Source organism: Pseudanabaena sp. FACHB-2040, assembly GCF_014696715.1.
Lineage (GTDB): Bacteria > Cyanobacteriota > Cyanobacteriia > Phormidesmidales > Phormidesmidaceae > JACVSF01.
The window spans coordinates 1,139,732-1,161,680 of sequence record NZ_JACJQO010000005.1; the positions used below are offsets into that span (position 1 = coordinate 1,139,732).

General features: G+C 53.0%; 18 protein-coding genes. 11 read left to right on the forward strand and 7 right to left on the reverse strand.

What is annotated here, in order from left to right:
- Positions 1-66: 66 nt before the first annotated feature.
- The 4 genes from H6G13_RS08750 to acpP all read right to left on the reverse strand — a co-directional run bounded on the left by H6G13_RS08750 (position 67) and on the right by acpP (position 4,866).
- Complete coding sequence (locus tag H6G13_RS08750) at positions 67-888, reverse strand: hypothetical protein (RefSeq protein WP_190482734.1); 822 nt, start codon at positions 886-888, stop codon at positions 67-69.
- 152 nt (positions 889-1,040) lie between these two features.
- A complete protein-coding gene (tkt, locus tag H6G13_RS08755) occupies positions 1,041-3,047 on the reverse strand; it encodes a transketolase (RefSeq protein WP_190482735.1) in 2,007 nt (668 codons plus the stop codon).
- Between the two features lie 241 nt (positions 3,048-3,288).
- Positions 3,289-4,542, reverse strand: coding sequence for a beta-ketoacyl-ACP synthase II (fabF, locus tag H6G13_RS08765; RefSeq protein ID WP_190482737.1), 1,254 nt, complete (start codon positions 4,540-4,542; stop codon positions 3,289-3,291).
- Between the two features lie 81 nt (positions 4,543-4,623).
- Positions 4,624-4,866 carry an acyl carrier protein gene (gene acpP, locus H6G13_RS08770; RefSeq protein ID WP_190482738.1) on the reverse strand — a complete coding sequence of 81 codons (243 nt, stop codon included), beginning with the start codon at positions 4,864-4,866 and terminating at the stop codon, positions 4,624-4,626.
- Between the two features lie 407 nt (positions 4,867-5,273).
- On the opposite strand from acpP, the gene psaC reads away from it, so the two are divergent.
- The gene (psaC, locus tag H6G13_RS08775) at positions 5,274-5,519 is read left to right on the forward strand and encodes a photosystem I iron-sulfur center protein PsaC (RefSeq protein ID WP_190482739.1); all 246 of its coding nucleotides are present in this window, start codon (positions 5,274-5,276) and stop codon (positions 5,517-5,519) included.
- Between the two features lie 307 nt (positions 5,520-5,826).
- Here the strand turns inward: psaC and H6G13_RS08780 are convergent, their stop codons facing one another.
- Positions 5,827-6,729 carry an ABC transporter permease gene (locus tag H6G13_RS08780; RefSeq protein ID WP_190482740.1) on the reverse strand — a complete coding sequence of 301 codons (903 nt, stop codon included), beginning with the start codon at positions 6,727-6,729 and terminating at the stop codon, positions 5,827-5,829.
- Positions 6,730-7,075: 346 nt separating this feature from the next.
- Between H6G13_RS08780 and H6G13_RS08785 the strand changes: the two genes are divergently transcribed.
- The 4 genes from H6G13_RS08785 to H6G13_RS08800 all read left to right on the forward strand — a co-directional run bounded on the left by H6G13_RS08785 (position 7,076) and on the right by H6G13_RS08800 (position 12,933).
- Positions 7,076-9,064, forward strand: coding sequence for an FAD-dependent oxidoreductase (locus tag H6G13_RS08785; RefSeq protein ID WP_242028196.1), 1,989 nt, complete (start codon positions 7,076-7,078; stop codon positions 9,062-9,064).
- A gap of 110 nt (positions 9,065-9,174) precedes the next feature.
- Positions 9,175-10,329, forward strand: coding sequence for an esterase-like activity of phytase family protein (locus H6G13_RS08790; protein ID WP_190482741.1), 1,155 nt, complete (start codon positions 9,175-9,177; stop codon positions 10,327-10,329).
- 137 nt (positions 10,330-10,466) lie between these two features.
- Complete coding sequence (locus H6G13_RS08795) at positions 10,467-11,618, forward strand: NAD-dependent epimerase/dehydratase family protein (protein WP_190482742.1); 1,152 nt, start codon at positions 10,467-10,469, stop codon at positions 11,616-11,618.
- A 181-nt stretch (positions 11,619-11,799) separates the two neighbouring features.
- Positions 11,800-12,933 (forward strand): glycosyltransferase family 1 protein, encoded by a 1,134-nt coding sequence (locus H6G13_RS08800; protein ID WP_190482743.1) that lies wholly within the window; start codon positions 11,800-11,802, stop codon positions 12,931-12,933.
- Between the two features lie 72 nt (positions 12,934-13,005).
- Here the strand turns inward: H6G13_RS08800 and H6G13_RS08805 are convergent, their stop codons facing one another.
- Positions 13,006-13,284, reverse strand: a complete 279-nt coding sequence (locus tag H6G13_RS08805) for a hypothetical protein (protein ID WP_190482744.1) — start codon at positions 13,282-13,284, stop codon at positions 13,006-13,008.
- A gap of 706 nt (positions 13,285-13,990) precedes the next feature.
- Between H6G13_RS08805 and H6G13_RS28300 the strand changes: the two genes are divergently transcribed.
- The 4 genes from H6G13_RS28300 to H6G13_RS08825 all read left to right on the forward strand — a co-directional run bounded on the left by H6G13_RS28300 (position 13,991) and on the right by H6G13_RS08825 (position 17,094).
- Positions 13,991-14,257 carry a hypothetical protein gene (locus H6G13_RS28300; RefSeq protein WP_199305770.1) on the forward strand — a complete coding sequence of 89 codons (267 nt, stop codon included), beginning with the start codon at positions 13,991-13,993 and terminating at the stop codon, positions 14,255-14,257.
- A gap of 432 nt (positions 14,258-14,689) precedes the next feature.
- The gene (locus H6G13_RS08815; RefSeq protein ID WP_190482745.1) at positions 14,690-15,433 is read left to right on the forward strand and encodes a hypothetical protein; all 744 of its coding nucleotides are present in this window, start codon (positions 14,690-14,692) and stop codon (positions 15,431-15,433) included.
- Positions 15,434-15,721: 288 nt separating this feature from the next.
- Positions 15,722-16,351 carry a hypothetical protein gene (locus H6G13_RS08820; RefSeq protein ID WP_190482746.1) on the forward strand — a complete coding sequence of 210 codons (630 nt, stop codon included), beginning with the start codon at positions 15,722-15,724 and terminating at the stop codon, positions 16,349-16,351.
- A 116-nt stretch (positions 16,352-16,467) separates the two neighbouring features.
- Positions 16,468-17,094 carry a Uma2 family endonuclease gene (locus H6G13_RS08825; RefSeq protein WP_190482747.1) on the forward strand — a complete coding sequence of 209 codons (627 nt, stop codon included), beginning with the start codon at positions 16,468-16,470 and terminating at the stop codon, positions 17,092-17,094.
- Positions 17,095-17,268: 174 nt separating this feature from the next.
- Here H6G13_RS08825 and H6G13_RS08830 read toward each other — a convergent pair whose 3' ends face one another.
- The gene (locus tag H6G13_RS08830; RefSeq protein WP_190482748.1) at positions 17,269-18,897 is read right to left on the reverse strand and encodes a WG repeat-containing protein; all 1,629 of its coding nucleotides are present in this window, start codon (positions 18,895-18,897) and stop codon (positions 17,269-17,271) included.
- A gap of 230 nt (positions 18,898-19,127) precedes the next feature.
- Between H6G13_RS08830 and H6G13_RS08835 the strand changes: the two genes are divergently transcribed.
- Both H6G13_RS08835 and H6G13_RS08840 read left to right on the forward strand, forming a co-directional pair.
- Positions 19,128-20,771 carry an alpha-amylase family protein gene (locus H6G13_RS08835; RefSeq protein ID WP_190482749.1) on the forward strand — a complete coding sequence of 548 codons (1,644 nt, stop codon included), beginning with the start codon at positions 19,128-19,130 and terminating at the stop codon, positions 20,769-20,771.
- A gap of 438 nt (positions 20,772-21,209) precedes the next feature.
- Complete coding sequence (locus tag H6G13_RS08840) at positions 21,210-21,722, forward strand: fasciclin domain-containing protein (protein WP_199305771.1); 513 nt, start codon at positions 21,210-21,212, stop codon at positions 21,720-21,722.
- The last annotated feature ends 227 nt before the right edge of the window (positions 21,723-21,949 follow it).

The following is a 21,949-nucleotide window of genomic DNA, read 5'->3' on the forward strand; positions in this document are numbered from 1 at the left end:
CTCCCCCTGACGTGATCTTGCAGACAGAATCTTGTAGTCGGAGTTGACCGGTTAATCACTCAAGATTCAGCGAAGTTTGCCGTCCACCTTTCGGTTGGTATTCTCGTCGCGTCGGCTCAATATCCAGCGAAATAGCGGAATTGCGGGCTGGTCTGGCAGCACACCAATTTCAAAGCGAAACGGCAGCAGCAGCCGAATCACCGGCTGGTTAAGAGAGACCATTGGTTGAATACCAATTAGCAGCTCTAGAGCGTAGGTTCGCAGGGGTGGCGGCAAGGCCAGAACCTTACCGAGATTAACCAGTGGAGCAGTCGGCTGCAGGAGCTGAGTGTCAGGGCTGCGGCCAAAGGAATCTTCACTGGTGACGGTGGCGCTGAAAGACTGGCGAGGGTTGATCACGCTGTGCACCTGAGCCTGCACCAGATCCATCCGCATACCCGGAGTTTGGCGAATGACGCGACGGCCCAGGTTGTTGTGTAGGCTGAGGCTGCTGCTATCCCAGTCCACAATGACCTGAGCGGCGGGAACGGTGTTGACGATCTGCACTGTCAAGCCACCAATGGGTGGCTCAATGGGCCGGGTGCCCTGGGGTGAAACCTGAACGGCAATAGTGCCTTCCACCACCTCATCCTGCACCTGAATCGGTATTGTCAGACTCAGGCAAGCGGCCCGATTGAGCGGCATCGGCCCGGCATCTAGGATCTCCACCGGCAAATCTTCATAGCCCTGCTGCTGCAGCTGGTTTGCCACCGAACTCTGCAGCAGCTCTCGATCCAGCTGAATTACGATCTGGTCTTCTAGCTGGGCCTCGACAGACAGGGCCATCTTATAGACCACGTAGGAGACGACAATGAAGTAAATGGTCAGAAGTAGGATGTCAATTTCCATGCCAGTTCCCGCCTGCGCCCCTCATCATATCGCTGAACCCAGAGCTTGAATAATTTTCAGCGGCAGAGTGGCATTACAAAGCGTGGCATGGGACTACGGCCAATAAAAAAGGGATGCCTTTGACAGGCATCCCTTGAAGCTTTTACCTAGCCTTAGCCCAGCAGAGCCTTGGCGCGGTCAACAACGTTGTCTACGGTATAGCCAAACTTCTCCATGACGATGCCGCCGGGAGCAGAAACACCAAAGCGATCAACGCTAATGCTGTCGCCTTCAGAGCCGACATAACGGCACCAGCCGAAGCTGCTGGCTGCTTCTACCGCCAGACGCCTGGTTACGGCCTTGGGCAGTACAGACTCCCGGTAGGCAGCATCTTGAGCATCAAACAGCTCCCAGGAGGGCATGGATACCACTCGCACCTGCTTGCCTTCAGCCCGCAGCTTAACAGCCGCCTCAACGCAAAGGAAGACTTCGCTGCCGGTGCCGATCAGAATCAGGTCGGGCGTGCCTTCGCTATCGGAGAGGATGTAAGCTCCCTTGGCAACCGCATCAATGGAAGATCCTTCCAGCTGCGGCAGGTTTTGGCGGCTCAGGGCCAGCAGGGTCGGGATTTTGCGGTTTTCAACGGCTACCTTGTAGGCTCCGGAGGTTTCGTTGCCGTCGGCAGGGCGAATCACCACTAGGTTAGGAATGACCCGCAGGGAGGCAATGGTCTCGACTGGCTGGTGGGTAGGGCCATCTTCGCCCAGACCGATGGAGTCGTGGGTCATGACGTAGATGACGCCTGCGCCAGCTAGAGCCGAGAGACGGATGGGGGCGCGCATGTAGTCAGCAAACACCAGGAAGGTGGCGCAGTAGGGCACCAAACCCGAGTTGTGCAGGGCAATGCCGTTGCAGATTGCGCCCATGCCGTGCTCCCGCACACCAAAGCGCAGGTTGCGGTTTTCGTACTGCCCCTTCAAGAAGCTGCCGGAGATTTTCAGCTCGGTCAGGTTGGAGTGGGTCAGGTCAGCGGAACCCCCAATCAGCTCAGGCAGCACCGGAGCTAGGGCATTGAGGGTCATCTCGGAGGTTTTGCGAGTAGCAATGGCCTTGTCGCCAGGGCTGTAGGTAGGCAGCGCGTCGGCCCAGCCCTCGGGCAGCTTGCCTGAGATCATTCGCTCTAGCTCAGCGGCTTCGGCGGCATACTGGGTGCGGTAGGTGGCGAAGGTTTCTTCCCACTCGGCCTCTAGGCTAGCGCCGCGCTCTATAGCTTGGCGCATGTGGTTGAGGGCATCTTCGGGCACTTCAAAGTCGCCGTAGGTCCAGCCTAGGTTTTCGCGGGTGGCTTGGATTTCGTCGCTCCCCAAAGCAGCTCCGTGTACCCCAGCAGTGTTTTGCTTGTTGGGGGAACCGTAGCCGATGGTGGTGGTGACTTTGATCATTGTGGGCTTGTCGGTGACCGACTTGGCCTCTTCGATGGCTTTTGCGATCGCATCCAAATCCGTATTGCCATTCTCCACGTGCAGCACGTGCCAGCCATAGGCTTCAAAGCGCTTGCTGACGTCTTCGGTGAAGGAAATATCGGTAGAGCCGTCAATAGAGATGTGGTTGTCGTCGTAGAGCGCGATCAGCTTGCCTAGGCCCAGGTGTCCTGCCAGGGAGCAGGCTTCGCCAGACACCCCTTCCATGTTGCAGCCATCGCCTAGGATGACGTAGGTGTAGTGGTCAACCACGGTGCAGTCAGGCTTGTTAAAGCGAGCGGCCAGGTGCGCCTCGGCCATCGCCAGACCCACACCATTGGCAATGCCCTGACCCAGCGGGCCAGTGGTCACTTCAATGCCAAGGGTCTCGAAGTTCTCGGGGTGGCCCGGCGTGCGAGAGCCCCACTGGCGGAACTGCTTGATGTCATCGAGCGTCACGCTGTCATAGCCGGTCAGATACAGCAGAGCATACTGCAGCATGCAGCCATGTCCGGCAGAGAGGACAAAGCGATCGCGGTTGAACCAGGCAGGGTTCTTGGGGTTAAACCGCATAAACTTGTCCCACAGGACAAACGCCATAGGCGCTGCGCCCATCGGCAGACCAGGGTGGCCCGATTTAGCTTTCTCAACGGCAGCAATCGCCAGAAAGCGGATGGAGTTGATACAAAGCTCTTCCAGTGTTTGGGTTGCGACAGCCATAGTTTCCACAGCTCAACGACGGTTTACCAGGGGCCAGCCCGGACAAGAAGCCCAGAGATTAGCCATCAACAGAAATTTCTACCCCGTTGCCCTAGAAAAGGCTGGGGAATACGTAAAAAATCAAGCTTTTCACGAAGGAGCAGTCAGAAGACCCTAAGAGCACTCTAACCCCTCCCCCGAGAAAATCTTGAAGTTTAATAAAGCTCACTTAATGAGTCATTATACCTATGAACCTGTAGCCTCAATTACGGTATTTCTGGAAAACCAGCGTCACGTTGTGCCCGCCGAAGCCAAACGAGTTGGACAGGGCCACATCTACCGTTAGAGCGCGACTCTTACCCGGCACGTAGTCTAGGTCGCAGCCCTCATCGGGAGTCTCCAGGTTAATGGTGGGGGGAACCTGGTCGTGTGCGATCGCAAGTGCCGTGGCCACCGCCTCAATACCGCCCGAGCCGCCCAGCAGGTGCCCAGTCATCGACTTGGTAGAGCTGACAGAAACTTTGTAAGCAGCCTCGCCCATCGCCGTTTTAATCGCCTGGGTTTCGGTCGGGTCGTTAGCCGGGGTGCTGGTGCCGTGGGCATTGATGTAGCTCACCTGCTCTGGGGTAATGCCCGCATCCTTGAGCGCAAGCTGAATGCACCGAGTTGCCCCAGCACCACCCGGCACCGGAGCCGTCATGTGATAGGCATCGCAGGTCATACCGTAGCCAACCATCTCCGCGTAGATGCGGGCTCCTCGGCTCTTAGCATGCTCTAATTCTTCCAAAATCAAGATGCCGCAGCCTTCGCCAATCACAAAACCATCGCGGTCTTTGTCAAAGGGGCGACTGGCGTGGGTGGGGTCGTCATTGCGAGTTGAAAGCGCGCGAGCCGAGCCAAACCCAGCGACGGACAGAGGCGTAATGGCCGCCTCGGTACCGCCGCAGATCATGGCCTGAGCATAGCCACCCTGAACTAGGCGAAATGCATCACCAATCGCGTTAGACCCAGCAGCACAGGCAGTCACCGCACAGGAGTTAGGCCCTTTAGCCCCGGTGTGAATTGCCGTTAGGCCAGCGGCCATATTGGCAATCATCATTGGCACCATGAACGGGCTACAGCGGCTAGGGCCTTTGGTGAGGTACACCTCTTGCTGCTCTTCCATCACCCGCAGCCCCCCCACGCCTGTGCCAATGGCAATCCCGATCTGCTCCGCATTGAGATCGGTAATCTCCAGCTGAGCATCTTGCAGCGCCTGCTGGCTGGCAACCACCGCAAACTGAGCAAAGCGATCCATCCGCTTGGCCTCCTTACGGTCGAGAAAGCTAGTCGGGTCAAACCCTTTAACTTCCCCAGCAATCCGGGCTACGTGCTTAGAAGCATCAAAGGCCGTAATTAGGCCGATGCCGTTACGACCTGAGGTCAGCCCCTCCCAGTATTCTGCCAGCGTGTTTCCAATGGGAGTAATGGCCCCCATTCCCGTTACCACAACGCGCTTTTTCTCAAGATTTGCCATGATCTAACTCGGTTTTAGAGGCAAAACGCCCACTATCGAAAACCGCCAAAGGCGGCTTTACAGGTCAACAGATAACTTCGCTTAGGCAGCAGTTTTTTCTTTGATGAAATCAACGGCGGCCTGTACCGTGCCAATCCCTTCTGCAGCTTCGTCAGGAATTTCGATGTCAAATTCCTCTTCGAGCGCCATCACGAGCTCAACGGTGTCAAGGGAGTCTGCCCCCAAATCGTTGGCAAAGCTGGCTTCGGGCTTGACTTCTGCCTCGTCTACCCCGAGTTGCTCGGCCACAATTTTCTTGACTTTCTCAAAAACCTCTTCGCTCATATCACTCCTTAAGAACCTTTGCGCAGCGATTGACAGTCAGCACAATACCCTAAAACCATGAGCTTTGTCCGATTTCTGTACAAAAAACCGGCCCATCGGGCAAGAGAAAACTCATAGAAATAGGCATCTCTTCATCTTATAAGAAAGCGTGACTGACATTGGGGAAATCCTGACCAGATTGACTCACTAACGCTCTAATGTGGATCCTGATCAGCCTGGCCTGAAAGGGCCGTCAATATTACGTTCCATTAAGGTTTTCAAAGGCCAGGGGTAATGGGCGAAAAGCGTCGCTATAGACTATTCAATGATTGGGAAACCCTTACTGATAAGCAGTTCTGGTAAACCTGATTTTTAAGGTTCGCCTAGTCTGTCTAGACGCAGTAAATTAACATTGGAGTCTTCATTCAATGTCTCATACAGTCAAAATCTACGATACCTGTATCGGCTGCACGCAGTGCGTACGGGCTTGTCCTACGGACGTTCTGGAGATGGTGCCCTGGGATGGCTGCAAGGCCGGTCAGATTGCCTCTTCCCCTCGGACTGAGGACTGTGTTGGCTGCAAGCGTTGCGAGACGGCTTGCCCAACCGATTTCCTGAGCATTCGGGTTTATCTCGGTCCTGAGACTACCCGCAGCATGGGTCTGGCTTACTAGATCCCACTTTAAGAAACTTCGTTTTTCTTAGCTCTTCCAGATTTCTTTCTGGGAGAGTTTTTTTGGTTTGATACAGGAGAAAGGGTTGGTGCGGGGTGGATTACACGAGGGTTGCGGGCTGCCTTTGGAGTCCGTCCCTGAGGCCCTTTAGCTTAGCCAGTAGGGTGTGTATGTGTCGCCTGGCGGAACACAGCCATTCGCAGCGAATTCGCCAACGGAACCCGCTTCTCGCTAGATTGGGTGCGTCACGCATTGCGATAACACACCCTGCTGGGGCTATCTGGGGCTACCTGTTTAGCGACGAAGCCTAGCGCAGGGCAAACTTGCGTACCGCTAGTAGGCTGCCCATCAACCCCACTAGCATCCCCATGCCCAGCAAAGAGAGCGGCAGCATGATCAGCTGCTGAGCGCTGAGCTGCAGACCATTGGCGAGAAACTGAATGAAATCAGGCTGCTGACTGGCCACTTCCTGGATAAATTGCTGAATGCCGAACAGCAGCCCCCAGGCAATACCAGCTCCGGCTAGGCCAAAGGTAGCTCCCTGCAGAATAAACGGCAGGTAGATCCAAACGTGAGTGGCTCCGACGAGCTGCATGACTTCGATTTCGCGGCGGCGGGCCATCACAATCAGGCGGATGGTGGTGGTGATGACAGCGGTTGCAGTCAAGCTCAAAATGCCGATGATAAACAGACTGACCCACTTCAAGCCATCGTTGAGCTGGGCCAGACGAGTCACTGCTTCATCAACGTAGCGCACTTCGTCAACACCCTGCATCTCCGTGAGTTTGGTGGCCAGGTTGGGAACATCTTCGGAGGAGCGCACCTTGACCTTAATTTCGTCTACCAGCGGATTGCCATTGAGCTGCTCAGTGGCTCCTTCAATGTCAGAAATACCCAGGTCTTCAACCAGTGCCTGCCAGGCAAACTCTTTGCTTACGGGCCTGACCGAAATCACCTCCGGCATTGCCTGCACAACAGGCAGCAGGGTATCTGCCTGCACACCGCTCTCTAAATACGCTGACACCTCTAGCTGGCTGCCAAACTGGTTGAGCAACCGCTCAACCTGCCAGGTTGACTGCAGGCTAATGCCAAACAAAAACAGCAGAACGGTAATGGTGCTGACGGCGGCCCAGTTCATCCAGCCGCCCCGGCGTAGGCCGAGCAGCGTTTCTCGCAGCAGGTAGTCGGTCTTGGTCAGGAACTTCAACATAGCTAGTCCTAAACACGGCGGGTGAGAGGGTGATTCAGACTCGATGCTGCCCCGATGAAATTGCCCAATGACTCATTCAGTGAATGTCCAGAGTGAAATTGTCCAGTAGATCGCGCTAAGCATGGTTTAAGCTAGGCGGGGATTGGGCCTCTGTCAAGCCTAATTTTGCAATTGATCACGCTGTTTTTGAGAGTTTCTGTAGCCTTTTTTTGAAGTTGCTGTAGCATTGAGCATCGCAACTCCTGCTGGCATCCTCCAGTAAGTTCATCAATTTTCCGTAGAAATCGCGCCAAGTCTGGATTTCGTTGCTACACTCACGATCGATTGCTCCCCTTTTTGCCCCTTCATGTCGAAGCGTCGCTACCGTTCCCTGCCTCTCAAGCGTCAAAGAAGACAGCGTCGCCTAACTCGCCTCTCGGTGCTCTGCACGGCTACCATGGGCGGTGCGGCGGTGCTGCTACAGGCTTTTATCACCGTGGGCAACTTCTTGAGTCAGCCTGGGGCACCGCTGTCGCAGGGCCTAAGAGAAGGGGCTGCCCAGGCCGAATCGGGTGCAGAGGCAGAACCGTTGATGACGGCCAACGGACGGCCCAGACTCGATCCTCTACCCCAAGCAGCAGAAGTTTGGGAGTGTGAAGTTGTGGTTTTGGGCGGCAGCCTGGGTGGGGTGGCAGCCGCTTCCCACGCCATGCGAACAGGAGTGACGACCTGCCTGATTGAGCTGACGCCCTGGCTAGGCGGGCAGATCAGCGCTCAAGGGGTATCGGCTCTGGATGAATCGCGGGCAATGCGATCGCGCGACAATTTCTCTCCCAGTTGGGAGGCCTTTAAGCAGCTTATTCGCAATCAGCCGGTCAACCTGCCCAGCTGGACAAACCTGCCCTCGACTCTACCTGTATCCGAGCTCAACAACTGCTGGGTGGGGGAACTGTGTTTCTCGCCCAAAGCAGGCGCGACAGCAGCTGAAATGTGGATGCGTGCTGCATCGGCCGAGTCTCCTGAGAGCCGCTGGTCTACCTCGACTGCCTTTAAGGGGGCTTCGTTTGATGCCTCAGGCCGCCAAATCACCGCTGTCTACGCAGTTAAACGAGTTCCGCGAGATTCTAGCTATGTGCCTGAGGGGCGGCTGTCTAAGGAGCTGAGCGCCTGGTATTCCTGGTCGGCTGATGCCGTTTACAACAAAGTTCCTATCCGGCTGCAGGCTCCGCCCGGTGGCCGGATGATGGTCATTGATGCGACTGACACGGCAGAGCTTGTGGGTTGGGCCAACTTCCCCCACCGGATTGGTTCTGATGCCCAAGCCGAAACCGGGGAAGTCAATGCCGCTTCTATGGCCAATCCTGACTGCACCCAGGCTTATACCTATCCCTTCATTCTGGCAACGTTCGACGATGGCGGCGAAAGCTACAATCGGCTGCAAAAAATCGAGTCTGACTATCCTCGTGAGCGACACCGCCAGCAGTTTGACCTAGAGGGCTTTCCCTTTTTTGATCGGGGCAGCGTTTTTAACTACCGCCGCATGGTGGGCCGCTACCCGGGCGCAGGAGCCGATTTGTCTCAGCCCGGAGAAAAAACGCTGGTCAACTGGAACCGGGGCAACGACTGGCACATCATGGAGCCACCCCTGATTCTGACAGAAGAGGACATTGTGCTCTCGGGGCAGCGGCAAAACTGGCTTGGCGGTCTCTCCCTCAAATCTTTGAAAGACGCCGAAAACCACGCCCTGATTTTTGCTGAGTGGCTAATCGAGACCCAGGCACAGCCCTACTTGCCGCTGTCGCTCCTATCCGGACCAGATGCGCCTTTGGGCACGCGCTCAGGGCTTAGTATGGTGCCCTACTTCAGAGAGGGGCGGCGGATTTTGGGTCGCCCTGCCTACGGCCAAGACAACCTCATGCTGGTAGAAGCAGATCTGCGAGAGGACATGACCGGCGGGCGCAACTTTAGCCCTACTGCCGTAGCCCTAGCCCACTACGATATCGATATTCACGGCTGCCGCTACTGGGACAAGCGCCCCACCTACGAAGCCTCTGGGGCCAGCATCAAAGAATTTGTCGTGCGCCCCCTGCAAATCCCGCTGGAGGCCCTAGTTCCTCAAGGTGTAGACAACGTGCTGATCGGCGGCAAAGGGATTGCCGTCAGCCACATTGTTAACGGCGTCACCCGAGTTCACTACGGAGAATGGAGCGTCGGCGCTGCGGCAGGAGCCACCTCAGGCTGGCTGCTGCAGTATGGCCGACCCACGGACTTGAATCCGTCTCAGGTAGTCGTGACCGGGCAAATGCCAGCACTGCAGCAGTTTTTGATTGATCAGGGGTTGAGGTTTACTTGGTAAAGCAGAAGGCAGATGCTCTTGGCTCCCCCTTCCCCAGCTCCCCACCCCTCGAATGTGGCAGCTAACCCCTAATTGCTATAGCCTGGGCACAAGCTAATGTGAGGAGCCCTATGCGTCAAATATTCAAGCTCTGGTTGGCGGTTGGCTTGGTGGGTCTGCTGCTGCTGGGAGGCTGTGCGATACCTCGGGTGAAGGCTGAGGATCGGTTGTTTCTCAGGGTGTCGGTGGACTATCTAGATGAGTATCGGCTGCCTCAGCAGGATTTTGAGGGGACGACGGTGGGGGGGCTAAGTGCGATCGCATATTCCCCCCAGACCAATCAGCTCTATGCCCTCTCTGATGACCGGGGCCGCCTGGGGCCACCTCGCTTTTATACGCTGACGCTGGGGCTGACCTCCGATAGTGCAGGCACGCCTGCCTTTGAAAGCCTGGCTGTAGACTCTTTCACGGAGCTGACAGATCCAGAGGGGCAGTCCTATGGTGTAGGCCAGCTTGACCCTGAGGGCATGGCTCTGTCGCCTCGGCAAACGGTTTTGATCAGCAGTGAAGGAGACGCTAGCCAGGGCGTTGCTCCGCTGATTGGGGAGTTTGACCTAGCGACAGGGCAAATGCAGGCGGCTTTTCGGCTGCCGGAGCGCTACCTGCCCAATGACGAAACACCGCCTAGCCAAGGCATTCAAAACAACCTCAGCCTAGAATCTTTGACCGTGAGCCTGGGGCAACCGAGCAACGCCCTGATCGAGCCGTTTCGCGTCTTTACCGCTACAGAATCGGCCTTGGTGCAGGACTACGACGATGATCCGGCCCGGTCTCTCAACAACCGCTTTTTGCACTATCTGATTGGGGAAAGCCAGTCTACAGTCATTGCCGAGCACCGCTACCCTCTAGATTTAGAACCCCAGGGGGCTCTGCTCAATGGCTTGACTGAGCTACTGACCCTCGATCAGGGAGGGCATTTCCTGGCCTTGGAGCGGGCCTTTGGCCTGCGGGGTTTTCAGGTCAAGCTGTTTCAGCTAGCGACTGGGGGAGCCACCGACATCTCAAGGGTTGCTAGCCTCAAAGGAGACGTGGAGGGCATCCAACCGATTCGCAAGCAGCTGGTGCTTGATCTCACGGCAGCCGGTATCGCCGCTGAAAACCTGGAGGGGATGACTCTAGGGCCTCGCCTGCCCGACGGCAGTCAGAGTCTCTTGATGGTCAGCGACAACAATTTCGAAGAGTCTCAAGAGACTCAGTTCCTGCTGTTTCGGCTAAAGGTGGGCTGAGGCTAAACCTTTTAGTCTGAGAGTTTTAGGTGTCATCAGCAGTATTCCTGCCTACCGAGATCTTGCGTTGGGTGGTTTACAGGTTCACCAAACCTGATACATTGGGCGAGTATCAGCACAGTGTTTGAATAAGCGACATGAGAGTCCTAGTAATTGGTGGCGACGGCTATTGCGGGTGGGCAACTGCTCTGTATCTTTCCAATCGCGGGTATGAAGTCGGCATTTTAGACAGTCTGGTGCGGCGGCACTGGGATGCTCAGCTCTGCACCGAGACCCTGACTCCGATTGCCCCCATTCAAGCTCGCCTCCAGCGCTGGAAAGACCTCACTGGGAAAACCATTGACCTGTTCATTGGTGACATCAACGACTATCCCTTCCTAGAAAAGTCGCTGCTGCAGTTCCAGCCAGATTCTATTGTTCACTTCGGTGAGCAGCGGTCTGCCCCGTTCTCCATGATTGATCGGGAGCACGCCGTGCTAACCCAGTCAAACAACGTCATTGGCAACCTCAACCTGCTCTACGCGATTCGCGACCATTTCCCTGACTGTCACTTAGTGAAGCTGGGCACGATGGGCGAATACGGCACGCCCAACATCGACATCGAAGAGGGCTACATTACCATTGAGCACAATGGCCGCAAAGATACCCTGCCGTACCCCAAGCAGCCGGGTTCGTTCTACCACCTGAGCAAGGTTCACGATTCTCACAATATTCACTTTGCCTGCAAAATCTGGGGCCTGCGCGCGACTGACCTAAACCAGGGCGTGGTTTACGGCGTGCTGACCGAAGAAACCGGCATGGATGAGCTGCTGATTAACCGTCTCGACTACGATGGCGTGTTTGGTACGGCGCTCAACCGCTTCTGTATTCAGGCCGCTGTGGGCCACCCTCTAACCGTGTACGGCAAGGGCGGCCAAACCCGCGCCTTCCTCGATATCCGCGACACTGTGCGCTGTGTGGAGATTGCGATCGCAAATCCCGCCGAAGCCGGCAAGTTCCGGGTTTTCAACCAGTTCACTGAAATGTTTAGTGTTGGCGATCTGGCCATGATGGTCAAGAAAGCCAGCACCACAATGGGCTTAAACGTAGAGGTTGACTACCTAGACAACCCCCGCGTGGAAATGGAAGACCACTACTTCAACGCCAAAAACACCAACCTGCTAGACCTCGGTCTGCAGCCCCACTACCTCTCTGACTCGCTGCTCGACTCGCTGCTCAACTTCGCTGTGAAGTACAAGCAACGGGTTGATAACGAGCAGATTTTGCCCAAGGTGCAGTGGCGGCGGTAAAAAGAGTAGGAGGGAGGAGAGAGGAGCTAGAGGAAGGCGGAGGGCAGAAAGGAACAACAAGGCAAAAGCCTCAGATCTTCCCGCCACCCCACTCCTCCACCCTCCTCACCCCCTCTATCTCCCCCACCCCCTAACCATTCACCCATCCACCCCCTACCCATCCACCCTCTATCTAGCCCCTATGCGGATCGCCCTCTTTACTGAGACCTTTTTGCCCAAGGTTGATGGCATTGTCACGCGCCTGAAGCACACGGTAGAACATCTCCAGCGATCAGGCGACCAGGTATTAGTCTTTTCTCCCGAGGGGGGGCTGCGCGAGTACAAAGGGGCAAAAATTCATGGCGTGTCGGGCATGGCGTTTCCGCTGTATCCGGAGCTGAAGCTGGCGCTGCCCCGGCCCTCAATTGGCGAGGCGCTGGAGCAGTTCAACCCCGACCTCATTCATGTCGTGAACCCAGCAGTGCTGGGACTGGCCGGGATTTACTACAGCAAGTCTCTAAACCTGCCGCTAATGGCTTCATACCACACTCACCTGCCCAAGTACCTGGAGCACTATGGGCTAGGCATGTTGGAAGGGGTGATGTGGGAGCTGATCAAGGCTATGCACAACCAGGCCCAGCTCAATTTGGTGACTTCGACAGCAATGCGGTCGGAGCTGAGCGAGCATGGGGTGGAGCGGGTAGAGGTGTGGCAGCGTGGGGTAGATACGGAGCTGTTTCGGCCTGAGTTGGCAAGTGAAGAGATGCGATCGCACCTCTCCCAAGGCCACCCCGAAGCGCCGCTGCTGCTCTACATCGGCAGGCTCTCCGCTGAAAAGGAAATTGACCGTATTAAGCCTGTCTTAGAAGCGATTCCTGGGGCACGTTTGGCCCTAGTGGGCGATGGGCCGTTTAGGGCTGAGCTAGAGAAGCACTTTGCCGATCTGCCGGTTCACTTTGTCGGCTACCTGGCCGGGGAACAGCTTGCCTCTGCCTATGCCTCCGCCGATGCCTTTGTTTTCCCCTCCCGCACCGAAACGCTGGGGCTAGTGCTGCTAGAAGCGATGGCGGCAGGCTGTCCGGTAGTGGCGGCAAACTCTGGCGGCATTCCCGATATCGTAACCAACGGTGTAAACGGCTATCTGTTTGACCCTACCGATGAGCAGGGAGCCATCAAAGCCACCCAAAAGCTGCTAGAAGTGAAAGCCGAACGCGAACAGATGCGGCTCAATGCCCGTGCTGAAGCCGAAAAGTGGGGCTGGGCTGCTGCTACTCGCCAGCTACAGCAGTTTTACAAGGCCATTTTGGATCAATCCTCGCTGCCAATGGCGGCATAAGGTTCCTTTGTTGTTAGAAGCCGTTGTTGTTAGAAGCCAGGCTTCTTGAAGAAGCCCGGCTTCTCGAAGGAGTTAGGGCGAACGGTAGCGTTGCAGATAGCGCAGCACGTCGTCGGTGTCGGGGCGTATTACCAGGCCATTTTCGGGCATGGCGATGACTCGGCTCCACTCGAAGCGCTCAGCATAGCCCAGGATATGCAGGCTATCGATGGCGCTGCGGGTATCGGCTTCGGAACCGACTAGGTACAGCCGCAACCGTCTGCGCCTCGGCTGGACTGTAACGTTTACAGACGCAGGAGGCTGTGCCGACTCTCCTAAAGGAGCCGACAAGAAGTATTGAATTTGAAGCATTCCAGGGATTCCTTTGAAATCAATGGGTAGGAATCCCCGAAAAAATGGCAGCCCTTGACATTGCTGAAATAACAGAGCGACCTAAAATAGGCAAAGCCCTGAGACAGGCTGGATCTGTCAATGGGTTAGGCGCTGGTTGATGCTGCTAACATCTGCCAGTGCCGCAGACCAAGTTTTCGGGGGAAGACAAGCTGCTCTCACACAGCTATGAGGATGAATCGTAGCCGATTTGATCCTCAATTTCAAGTAAAAACTGATACATCAGAAAGCGGGCTTCTTGGCGAGGCCCGCTTTTTTGTGAGGTGGGGAGTGGCGGGGGTGGAGGGGGGGGGTGCGATCGCACCTTGAAAACGTTAAGTACGCTAAAAAGAGTATGAAAGTTTCCAGCAATTCTCACATCAGCAAAATATTATGCAGAAAGTTTCCACCTAACACACCAGATCAGCGGTTAGGCAGAAACATTTCTATCTAATTGCCCTACAGGTGGGTGATTAGATAGAAATGTTTCCACCTAATCATCCCAAATAGGTGATTAGGTAGAAAGTTTCCCTCTAAGTAGTTGTTATGCCGACTATGCTTGGTTTGGTGAGTATCTGTGACCTTCAAGATCAAGCATGTTCAAGACTACTGGTGAGAAAGTGCTTTTGAAATTGCTGGCAGGATAGCAAGGGTAAGTTAAGTTAGGAGCGATCGCAAATACTAAGGTATGAACAGCTCAAGAAGTTTCACTCTAAATCGTTCTGGTTATTTAGCAAAGCTCCTCAGACTAGAGGATGCGACAGTATTGCAAAACCTTTACGAGCAATGCACGGAGTTTGCTCTGCTAACTGATGGTCAATCGCCTTCATCGACGGCAGCGCGTGACGAATTTGATGCTTTGCCAGATGGAAAAATGACTGAGGACAAATATATTCTGGGGTTGTTCAATCCACAGGATGTGCTGATCGGGATGATTGAATCGATTCGACATTAACTCAGACAATCAAACATGGTGGTTAGGGTTGATGATGTTGAGTCCCCAGCAACGAGGTCAAGGATTAGATTCAGAGTTTTATCAGGCGTTTGAAAATTAGGTATCAGCACAGGGAGTCAAGCAAGTATCATTGTCTGTAATTGAAGCCAATGAGTTAGGCTTACAGTTTTGGAGAAGCTTGGGATTTGAGGTTATCCGCAAGACAGAACCTCGACAATTTGGCAATAAAATTCATGCAGTTTATGTGATGAGTCGTCCTGTAGCAGCGACGGCATAACAAGCCGCTTGCACACCGACCGTATCAAGATGGTTGCTTGAGAACGAAAGGTTACCAGCGGCGGGTGAAGCGGAACGTTATGCCACTTAGGTTATCGGTTAGGGCAGTTTTTGGGAATGCTCTTATAAGGAGAGTTTTGGTTTTACTAGGGATATATGAAGACTCTGTTTTTAGACATGGAGTGGGGGCAAGTTTATGGTTCTTATAGAAGACATTTTATTCCCATAGAAGTCGGTGTAGTCATCTCTGGTTCAGAAGATGGTGTGCCTGTTTTAGAGGGCAGAAAGTTCCGTCATGATATTGATCTAGTCATACGAAAAAACACTATTAATCAAATAGGTAAGACAATTGGGTTTTCAGAATGGGTTGCCAATGTTGGGCGAGGAGAATATCAAAAACCATTCGACCCCAATTACCGGCTCAAGAAAACTGAAAAGATAGAGGCAGGAAAGCTATCCCTCAAAGCTCTGGGCAAACTGCGTCAATATCTTCACAGCTTGTTAAAGAAGTACCAAGTTTCTCAAATTGTATTGTTTGGAGGGCGTGAAGATCTCAACCTGTTGCGGAAAGCAAATATCAATACATTCAACATTACTATTGTTGATATACAGCGTATTGTTCAAAATGAAATACATTACTTGTTTTCCCTTGATAAAATTTCATTGATTATTAGCTTTTACTCAAATAACAAGACTTTTGGCTCTAAAAATCTTCGATACCCGTTACCAGAGCGCTACAGATACTTGATTAAGCCCCATAAAGCTATTGGGGATGCGTGTAGAATTTTCGTGATTTATGAAGAGTTTTTCAAGGTTAATCCTGAGTTTGTTCAGCGATGTAAAAACTATCTTCACGCAAATCAACAAGCGACCACTAATGTTTCGGCAAAGTCGTTATGACACGGCATAACAATTCGGGCGCAGCGGATTGACGAGAGTTTCTTGTGATGTTGAAGATTTTTACTAGATTTCTTGGGATGGGCAAAGCAAAGCGTGCCTATCCCAGGATAAACCTCTAAAAGATGGGCACGGGCTGTTGCCCTTTGCCTATCCTACAAATGTTACTTGTGCGATCGCGGTTCAACAATTCGGTTGGAGCAGGTTACCAAGAGCCCTCGGTGAAAATGCGAAGGTTGCTTGCAGCTGCTCAACAGAGCCGTTAGACTGCCGTTAAAGGGCGTGGCTAGGATGACTAACAAACAATCGCCAAGTTTTGTGGTTGCTATAAGTGGCCCCTCTGGATCAGGAAAAACTTCTCTGGTTCAAAAAGTAACCGGGTTGCTAGAAGATGCTGTATCTTTCTATTTCGACGACTATGCTTCCGTATCGAAATACCCCTCGGACTTCTCTGAGTGGATTAGAGAGGGAGCTGATCCCAATCAATGGGAAACTCCACAGCTCCTTAAAGACTTGCAGATGTTACGGCATAGGGAAGCTGTTTCTCTCCCCAATAACAAAGGAGTGATCAAGGCAGCCAGCTTCATTGTTATAGAGGAGCCGTTTGGTAGAGAGCGAGCCCAGATGAACGAGCTTATTGATTTTGTAGCGGGTATCGACCTTCCGCTAGAAGTTGCCTTAGCACGTCGATTGCTTCGAGATATTGAATGGTGTCTCAGTGAGAAAAATCCAGAATACCTGGCAACCTATCTCAAAGAATACCTAACAGGGTATCTCAGTGGTGCTACCCGCGAAATGTATCTTGAAGTAAACGCAAGGGTCTTGAAGAATTGCGATTTAGCTCTAGATGGAGTCAAATCTCTGGATGAACTGGCAGATGAGACAGTCGCTGCGATCAAAACAAAACTGAGAACAGTCTAACTGTGAGTCCGAAAAGTCACTAGCGGCGGGTGAACGGGGTCGTTAGACTTAATTCACTATACATAATACATATTCAGTTTGGTAGACTTAGGGCATTAATTGGGCCAAGTTGACCTATGACTATTGCAGTCGATCAAGCAATTCAACAGAAGCCACTTAGCTTTGACGAATTTCTCGCTCGTCATGGTGGCGACAACCGCTATGAACTGATCGACGGAGAGGTATTTGATTTGGAACCAACAGGTTTACATGAAGAAATTGCCGCCTTCATTACCGCAAAGATCTGTGTCCAGATTGACGCAATGGGCTTACCTTGGTTTGTTCTCCAGCGAGGCCTATTACGCCCTTCTAACACTGGTATGACAGCATTTCGACCTGACGTTGTAGTGGTTGATCGCGGTGAACTGATTAAAGAACCGCTTTGGTCTGAGCAATCAATCTTAACGCTGGGCAGCTCAATTAAATTTGTGGCAGAAGTGGTCAGTAGCAATTGGCAAAACGACTATGCTCGTAAGGTCGAAGACTATGCAGTTTTGGGCATTTCGGAATATTGGATTGCAGACTATGCAGGATTGGGTGGGACTCGACACATTGGGAAACCCAAACAACCCACTCTTTCTGTCTGTACGCTAGTGGACGGGGAATATGAAATTCGGCAATTTCGGGGTAATGAGGCTATTGTCTCTCACACCTTCCTAGATCTAAAACTAACCGCTGAACAGGTTTTGAAGACTGCTGGGTAACACCGCATGATTCGCCTGTGCTGGTGTGAAATCTATATTTTTCAAAGCTAAACTGAAAAGAAATCTCAGATTTAGCTGTGAGCAAATTTCGTTGGTGAATTGGTGCGCCGCGCTAAACGACGACGCACCCTGCCGATACTGCCCCCTCAACAATTTAGGGTAAGTCAGCTTTGTTTACGGATTGGCAGTGCGCGGCATTTGAATGTAGCCCCACTTGCCACCCCGAAGCTGGCTGGAATAAAAGCAGCCGTCACTTTGGGTACAGCCCGTCTGCACTCGCGTCCAGGTGCCGCCCACATTGACCCGTGCCATGCCATCCGAGACACGATCAGCATCTACAAACTGAGTTGCGATCGCATATCGCCCCGTGCGGTCAATGAACCCAGCCTGCTCGCCCCGACGCACCATGGCAATGCCCCCCGAAAAGGGAGTCGTCACTGGGCCTTGATACTCTGAATGGGCAAAGAATTGAGGTTGAATGGCAGTTTCACCGACGCGGTTAATGTAGCCCCAGGTTCGTCCGTCACCATTGAGGCCAAGAACGGCAGCCAATCCCTCAGAAAAAGGCTCAGCATCGTAATACTGAGGCTCGATGACAAATGCCCCGGTGCGATCGATATAGCCCCACAAAGCACTAGCTGTGGGAGAAGGACGCACTTTCACAGCGGCCAACCCGTCTGAAAACGCTCTGACTTGCTCAAACCGAGGCTGAATCACCATTGCCCCCGTTTTGTCGATAAAGCCAGATTGACCATTTACTGAGATTGCGGCTAGCCCTTCCGTAAAAGAGGTCGCGTAATAGGGCTGAGGCTGAATTGCGATCGCACCCGATTTGTCGATGAATCCAGTCAGTCCACCCTCAGTGCGAATGGCCGCCATGCCATCAGAGAAGTCGTCAGGGCGGGTCGTAAACTGCAGGGGAATGGCGTAGGCTCCCGTGCGATCGATAAAGCCCCATTGAGCCCCTACCCGCACAGCCGCTAACCCGTCTGAAAACGTTCCCCCCTCGTCAAACTGCGGCGCAATTACAGTTGTCCCCTGTTGGTTCATATATCCAACTTTTCCATTGAATAAGAAGGACACTAGCCCCTCTGAAAAGCGATCAAACCCTCCCATCTCCGGAGGAATCGTAAACACCGTACGATCGCCTGCCACATACTGTACGGGCACCGTCCGAGCAAGGTTGAGAGACTGGCAGATCAAAGCCGCCACCTCGCCCCGAGTGATGGCTCGATTGGGCTGCAGTTGCCGCACGTTCGGATGGTTCACGACTAAGCGCCCAACCGTTCCGGCTGCGATCGCATTTCTAGCGTAGGCTGGCACCTGCTGAGCATCGTCAAAATATCGCTGCAAGACGGTTTCCGCTGTTTCTGGGCTGCTCATGTGAGTAGCATTCGCCAGAATTGCGATCGCCTGCACTCGGGGAATGGCTTCTGTAGGTCGAAACGTACCATCTGGATAGCCTGAGAAAAATTCCCGCGCGTAGGCGTCTCGAATAGCTCGATAGCCCCAGAAGGTAGCGGGCACATCTCGAAACGTCGGAGCACTACGAGTCGGCTCAACATCGCCAAACGAATTGAGCATGAGAACAGCGAATTCAGTGCGAGTAAGGGTTGCCTGGGGCCGAAAGCTGCCCTCGGGATAACCACTCACGCGACGTTGCGCCGCTAATTGGTCAATACAGGTGGCTGCCCAATGAGATTGGGTGTCTGAAAAAGCAAGGGCACTGGAAGCGGCTAAAGCCCAAGCGAAAGTTGCGGTTGCTGAGAGGACAATGGAGCGAAGCAGGTTAGGAGCGGTCATTCTACACCAGATAGGTCAATGAAATGGAATGCAGCTTTAAGAATTATCAGCAGACAATAGATGATCAATGTCTAATTGTTTCATCTGTTAAAACTATTCCCACCTCTATAGCTATAGTCAGGCTCAAAATAGGGCTGGATACAGACGTACCTGCTGAATGTGCCTGCTGATAGATGCTGAGGCCGCTGCCTGTAACGATAGGATGTTCACGCCCTTACTTACAGGCGATCATGCTAGATCTTTGGTACAAAGACGCCGTCATCTACTGCCTTGATGTAGAAATCTACATGGATGGAAACGGAGACGGTATTGGAGACTTTGTCGGGTTAGTCGATCGCCTTGATTACATTGCAGGTTTGGGAGTCAACTGCCTCTGGCTAATGCCGTTCTACCCGACGCCCAATCGAGACAATGGCTATGACATTACCGATTACTACAATGTCGATCCTCGGCTAGGAACATTAGGCGATTTCGTTGAATTCACTCGGCAAGCAGAGCAACGTGGATTACGGGTGATTGTAGATTTGGTGGTGAATCATACCTCGACAGATCATCCGTGGTTTCAAGCTGCCTGCAAAGACAAAGGCTCTAAGTACCGAGATTATTATGTCTGGGCTGACGAGAAGCCAGAAAATGCTGACGAAGGCATTATTTTTCCGGGATACCAAGACAGCACCTGGACTTATCAAGAAGAAGCCGGAGCCTACTATTTTCATCGCTTCTACGATCACCAGGCAGACCTAAATGTCGCCAATCCTAAGGTGCGAGAGGAAATCTACAAAGTCATGGGCTTCTGGCTGCAAATGGGAGTATCCGGCTTCCGAGTAGATGCAGTCCCTTTTCTAATTGAGCTAGAAGGCATCAAAGACACCGCTGAAGCCAAAGATCCGCTGCTGTTCCTCAAGGAAATTCGCAACTTTCTGTCTTGGCGTCGAGGAGATGCGATTGTCCTAGCAGAAGTCAACGAACCGATGGACAAGATTGCCGACTACTTCGGTGACGGCGATCGCATGCAGCTATTGTTCAGCTTCATGGGCAATCAGACGTTGACTCTGGCGATAGCTCGAGAAGAGGCAGCCCCCCTGATCAATGGCTTAAAGGCACAACCCCATCCGCCTGAGATTGGGCAATGGGCGTACTTTGTGCGAAATCATGATGAGCTGACGTTAGACAAGCTCTCAGATGAAGAACAAGACGAGGTCTTGCAGCGATTTAACCAGAATAAGGAAGACGTGTGGATTTTTGATCGCGGCATTCGTCGCCGCTTTCCACCCCTACTAGACAACGATCCGCGTCGAATTCGCCTAACGTATAGCCTGATGTTGACCCTACCCGGAACGCCAGTGCTGTTTTATGGCGAAGAAATTGGCATGGGGGATGACCTGTCGCTCGAAGCCCGCGACGCTCTGCGCACACCCATGCAGTGGTCGGCTCAGAAGAACGGTGGATTTTCAACCGCTTCCCCTGATGAGTTGGTGCGTTCGGTTATTGACGAAGGCCCCTATGGCTATCAGCAGCTAAACGTCATTGCTCAACGACGCGATTCCGAATCGTTGCTCAACTGGATGGAGCGCGCCATCCGCATGCGGAAGGAGTGCCCTGAGTTCGGTTGGGGCAGTTGGGAAATCATTGATACAGATAATCCGGCTGTTTTTGCCCATCGCTGCCAGTGGAAAGATGGCACCGTAATCGCAATCCACAACTTATCAAGAGAAGCTTGTGTCGTGACGCTAAAGCTGAAAGACGACGAGGCAACGTGTCTCACTGACCTCTTGGAAGACCAGCCCTATGAGGCGGTTCAGCAAGGGTCTCATGAAATTCAATTAGAAGGATACGGGTATCGGTGGTTTCGGGTGGGCGGCATTCATCTTTAGGTCATTAACCGTCAGTTTACTGCGCGCTGCTAGGGAAAGAGCAGGTTGTACGTATAGAGTTCGGCAAAAGTAGTTGCGATCGCAAGAGCCATATTTCCAATTAAATTCCAGATTAAGCGAGCATTCTTTGCAGATTGACTAGAGAGAAATCGCACCTATTCTAATCGGGCTACATAGCGAAAATTCACCTTGCCAACTCAAAATATCATTAAGTCGAAAGATATCTTGCGCCCACGATGTAACCAAAAAGAGAGAAGATTTCTAAGGAGATATTTAATAAACTTAACAATGTAGACAAAGAAACAGTTCAGTATGAAATTTTTGACCCAAACAACCGCGAAGCTTGCCGTATTTGCGAGCATTCTCGGTTCAGGTGCACTAATAACTGCTCCTGCCCTAGCAGACAAGCATTTTGATTCGTCTGGTTCATCTAACTCCATGGAACAAATGGAGATGCAGCCAACAGAGATGAATCAGCCTGGTGCTGCTACGACAAACAACATCGTAGATATCGCTGCTAACGGTGAATCATTCAGTACATTGGAACAGGCAGTGCAGTCAGCAGGACTGGTTAATACGCTGTCGGGCGAAGGTCCTTACACGGTGTTTGCGCCTACGGATGAAGCCTTTAGTCTGCTGCCCGATGGTGCAATAGAGTACTTGTTCCAGCCTGAAAACCAAGACTTGCTGCGGCAAGTTCTGACTTATCACGTGGTTCGTGGCGAAGTTACGGCTAGCGAAATTGCGACCGGCCCCGTTGAGGCAATTGGTGGTGGACTAGCCGTTCGAGTGGCTGATGATGGTCGCGTTATCGTCAACAATGCCAGCGTAGTCAATGCCGATATTCAAGCTAGCAACGGCGTCATTCACGCGGTGAATCGAGTTCTCCTACCTGAGACGCTGCAACAGACTTTGGCATCTCGCTTAGGTCTGCAAGATATCTACCAGTAGTCTCTGAATCGAGCAATCGCGCGCTGATCTTTACGTAGATTAAGACAGTAGAGATGAATCAGCAAGCTTGCCCATATCGTCTCGACACGACTGCTCTCAACCATTTCACTATCGCTGCTCGGACCACCGGGTGGCGTTTTGTTCTTCCACGGAACTAGCATCAGCGCTTCTACTGATGTAGCGCCTCAGAAGGCTACCCAACCAGCCACCCCCCGGCCACCGCTCGC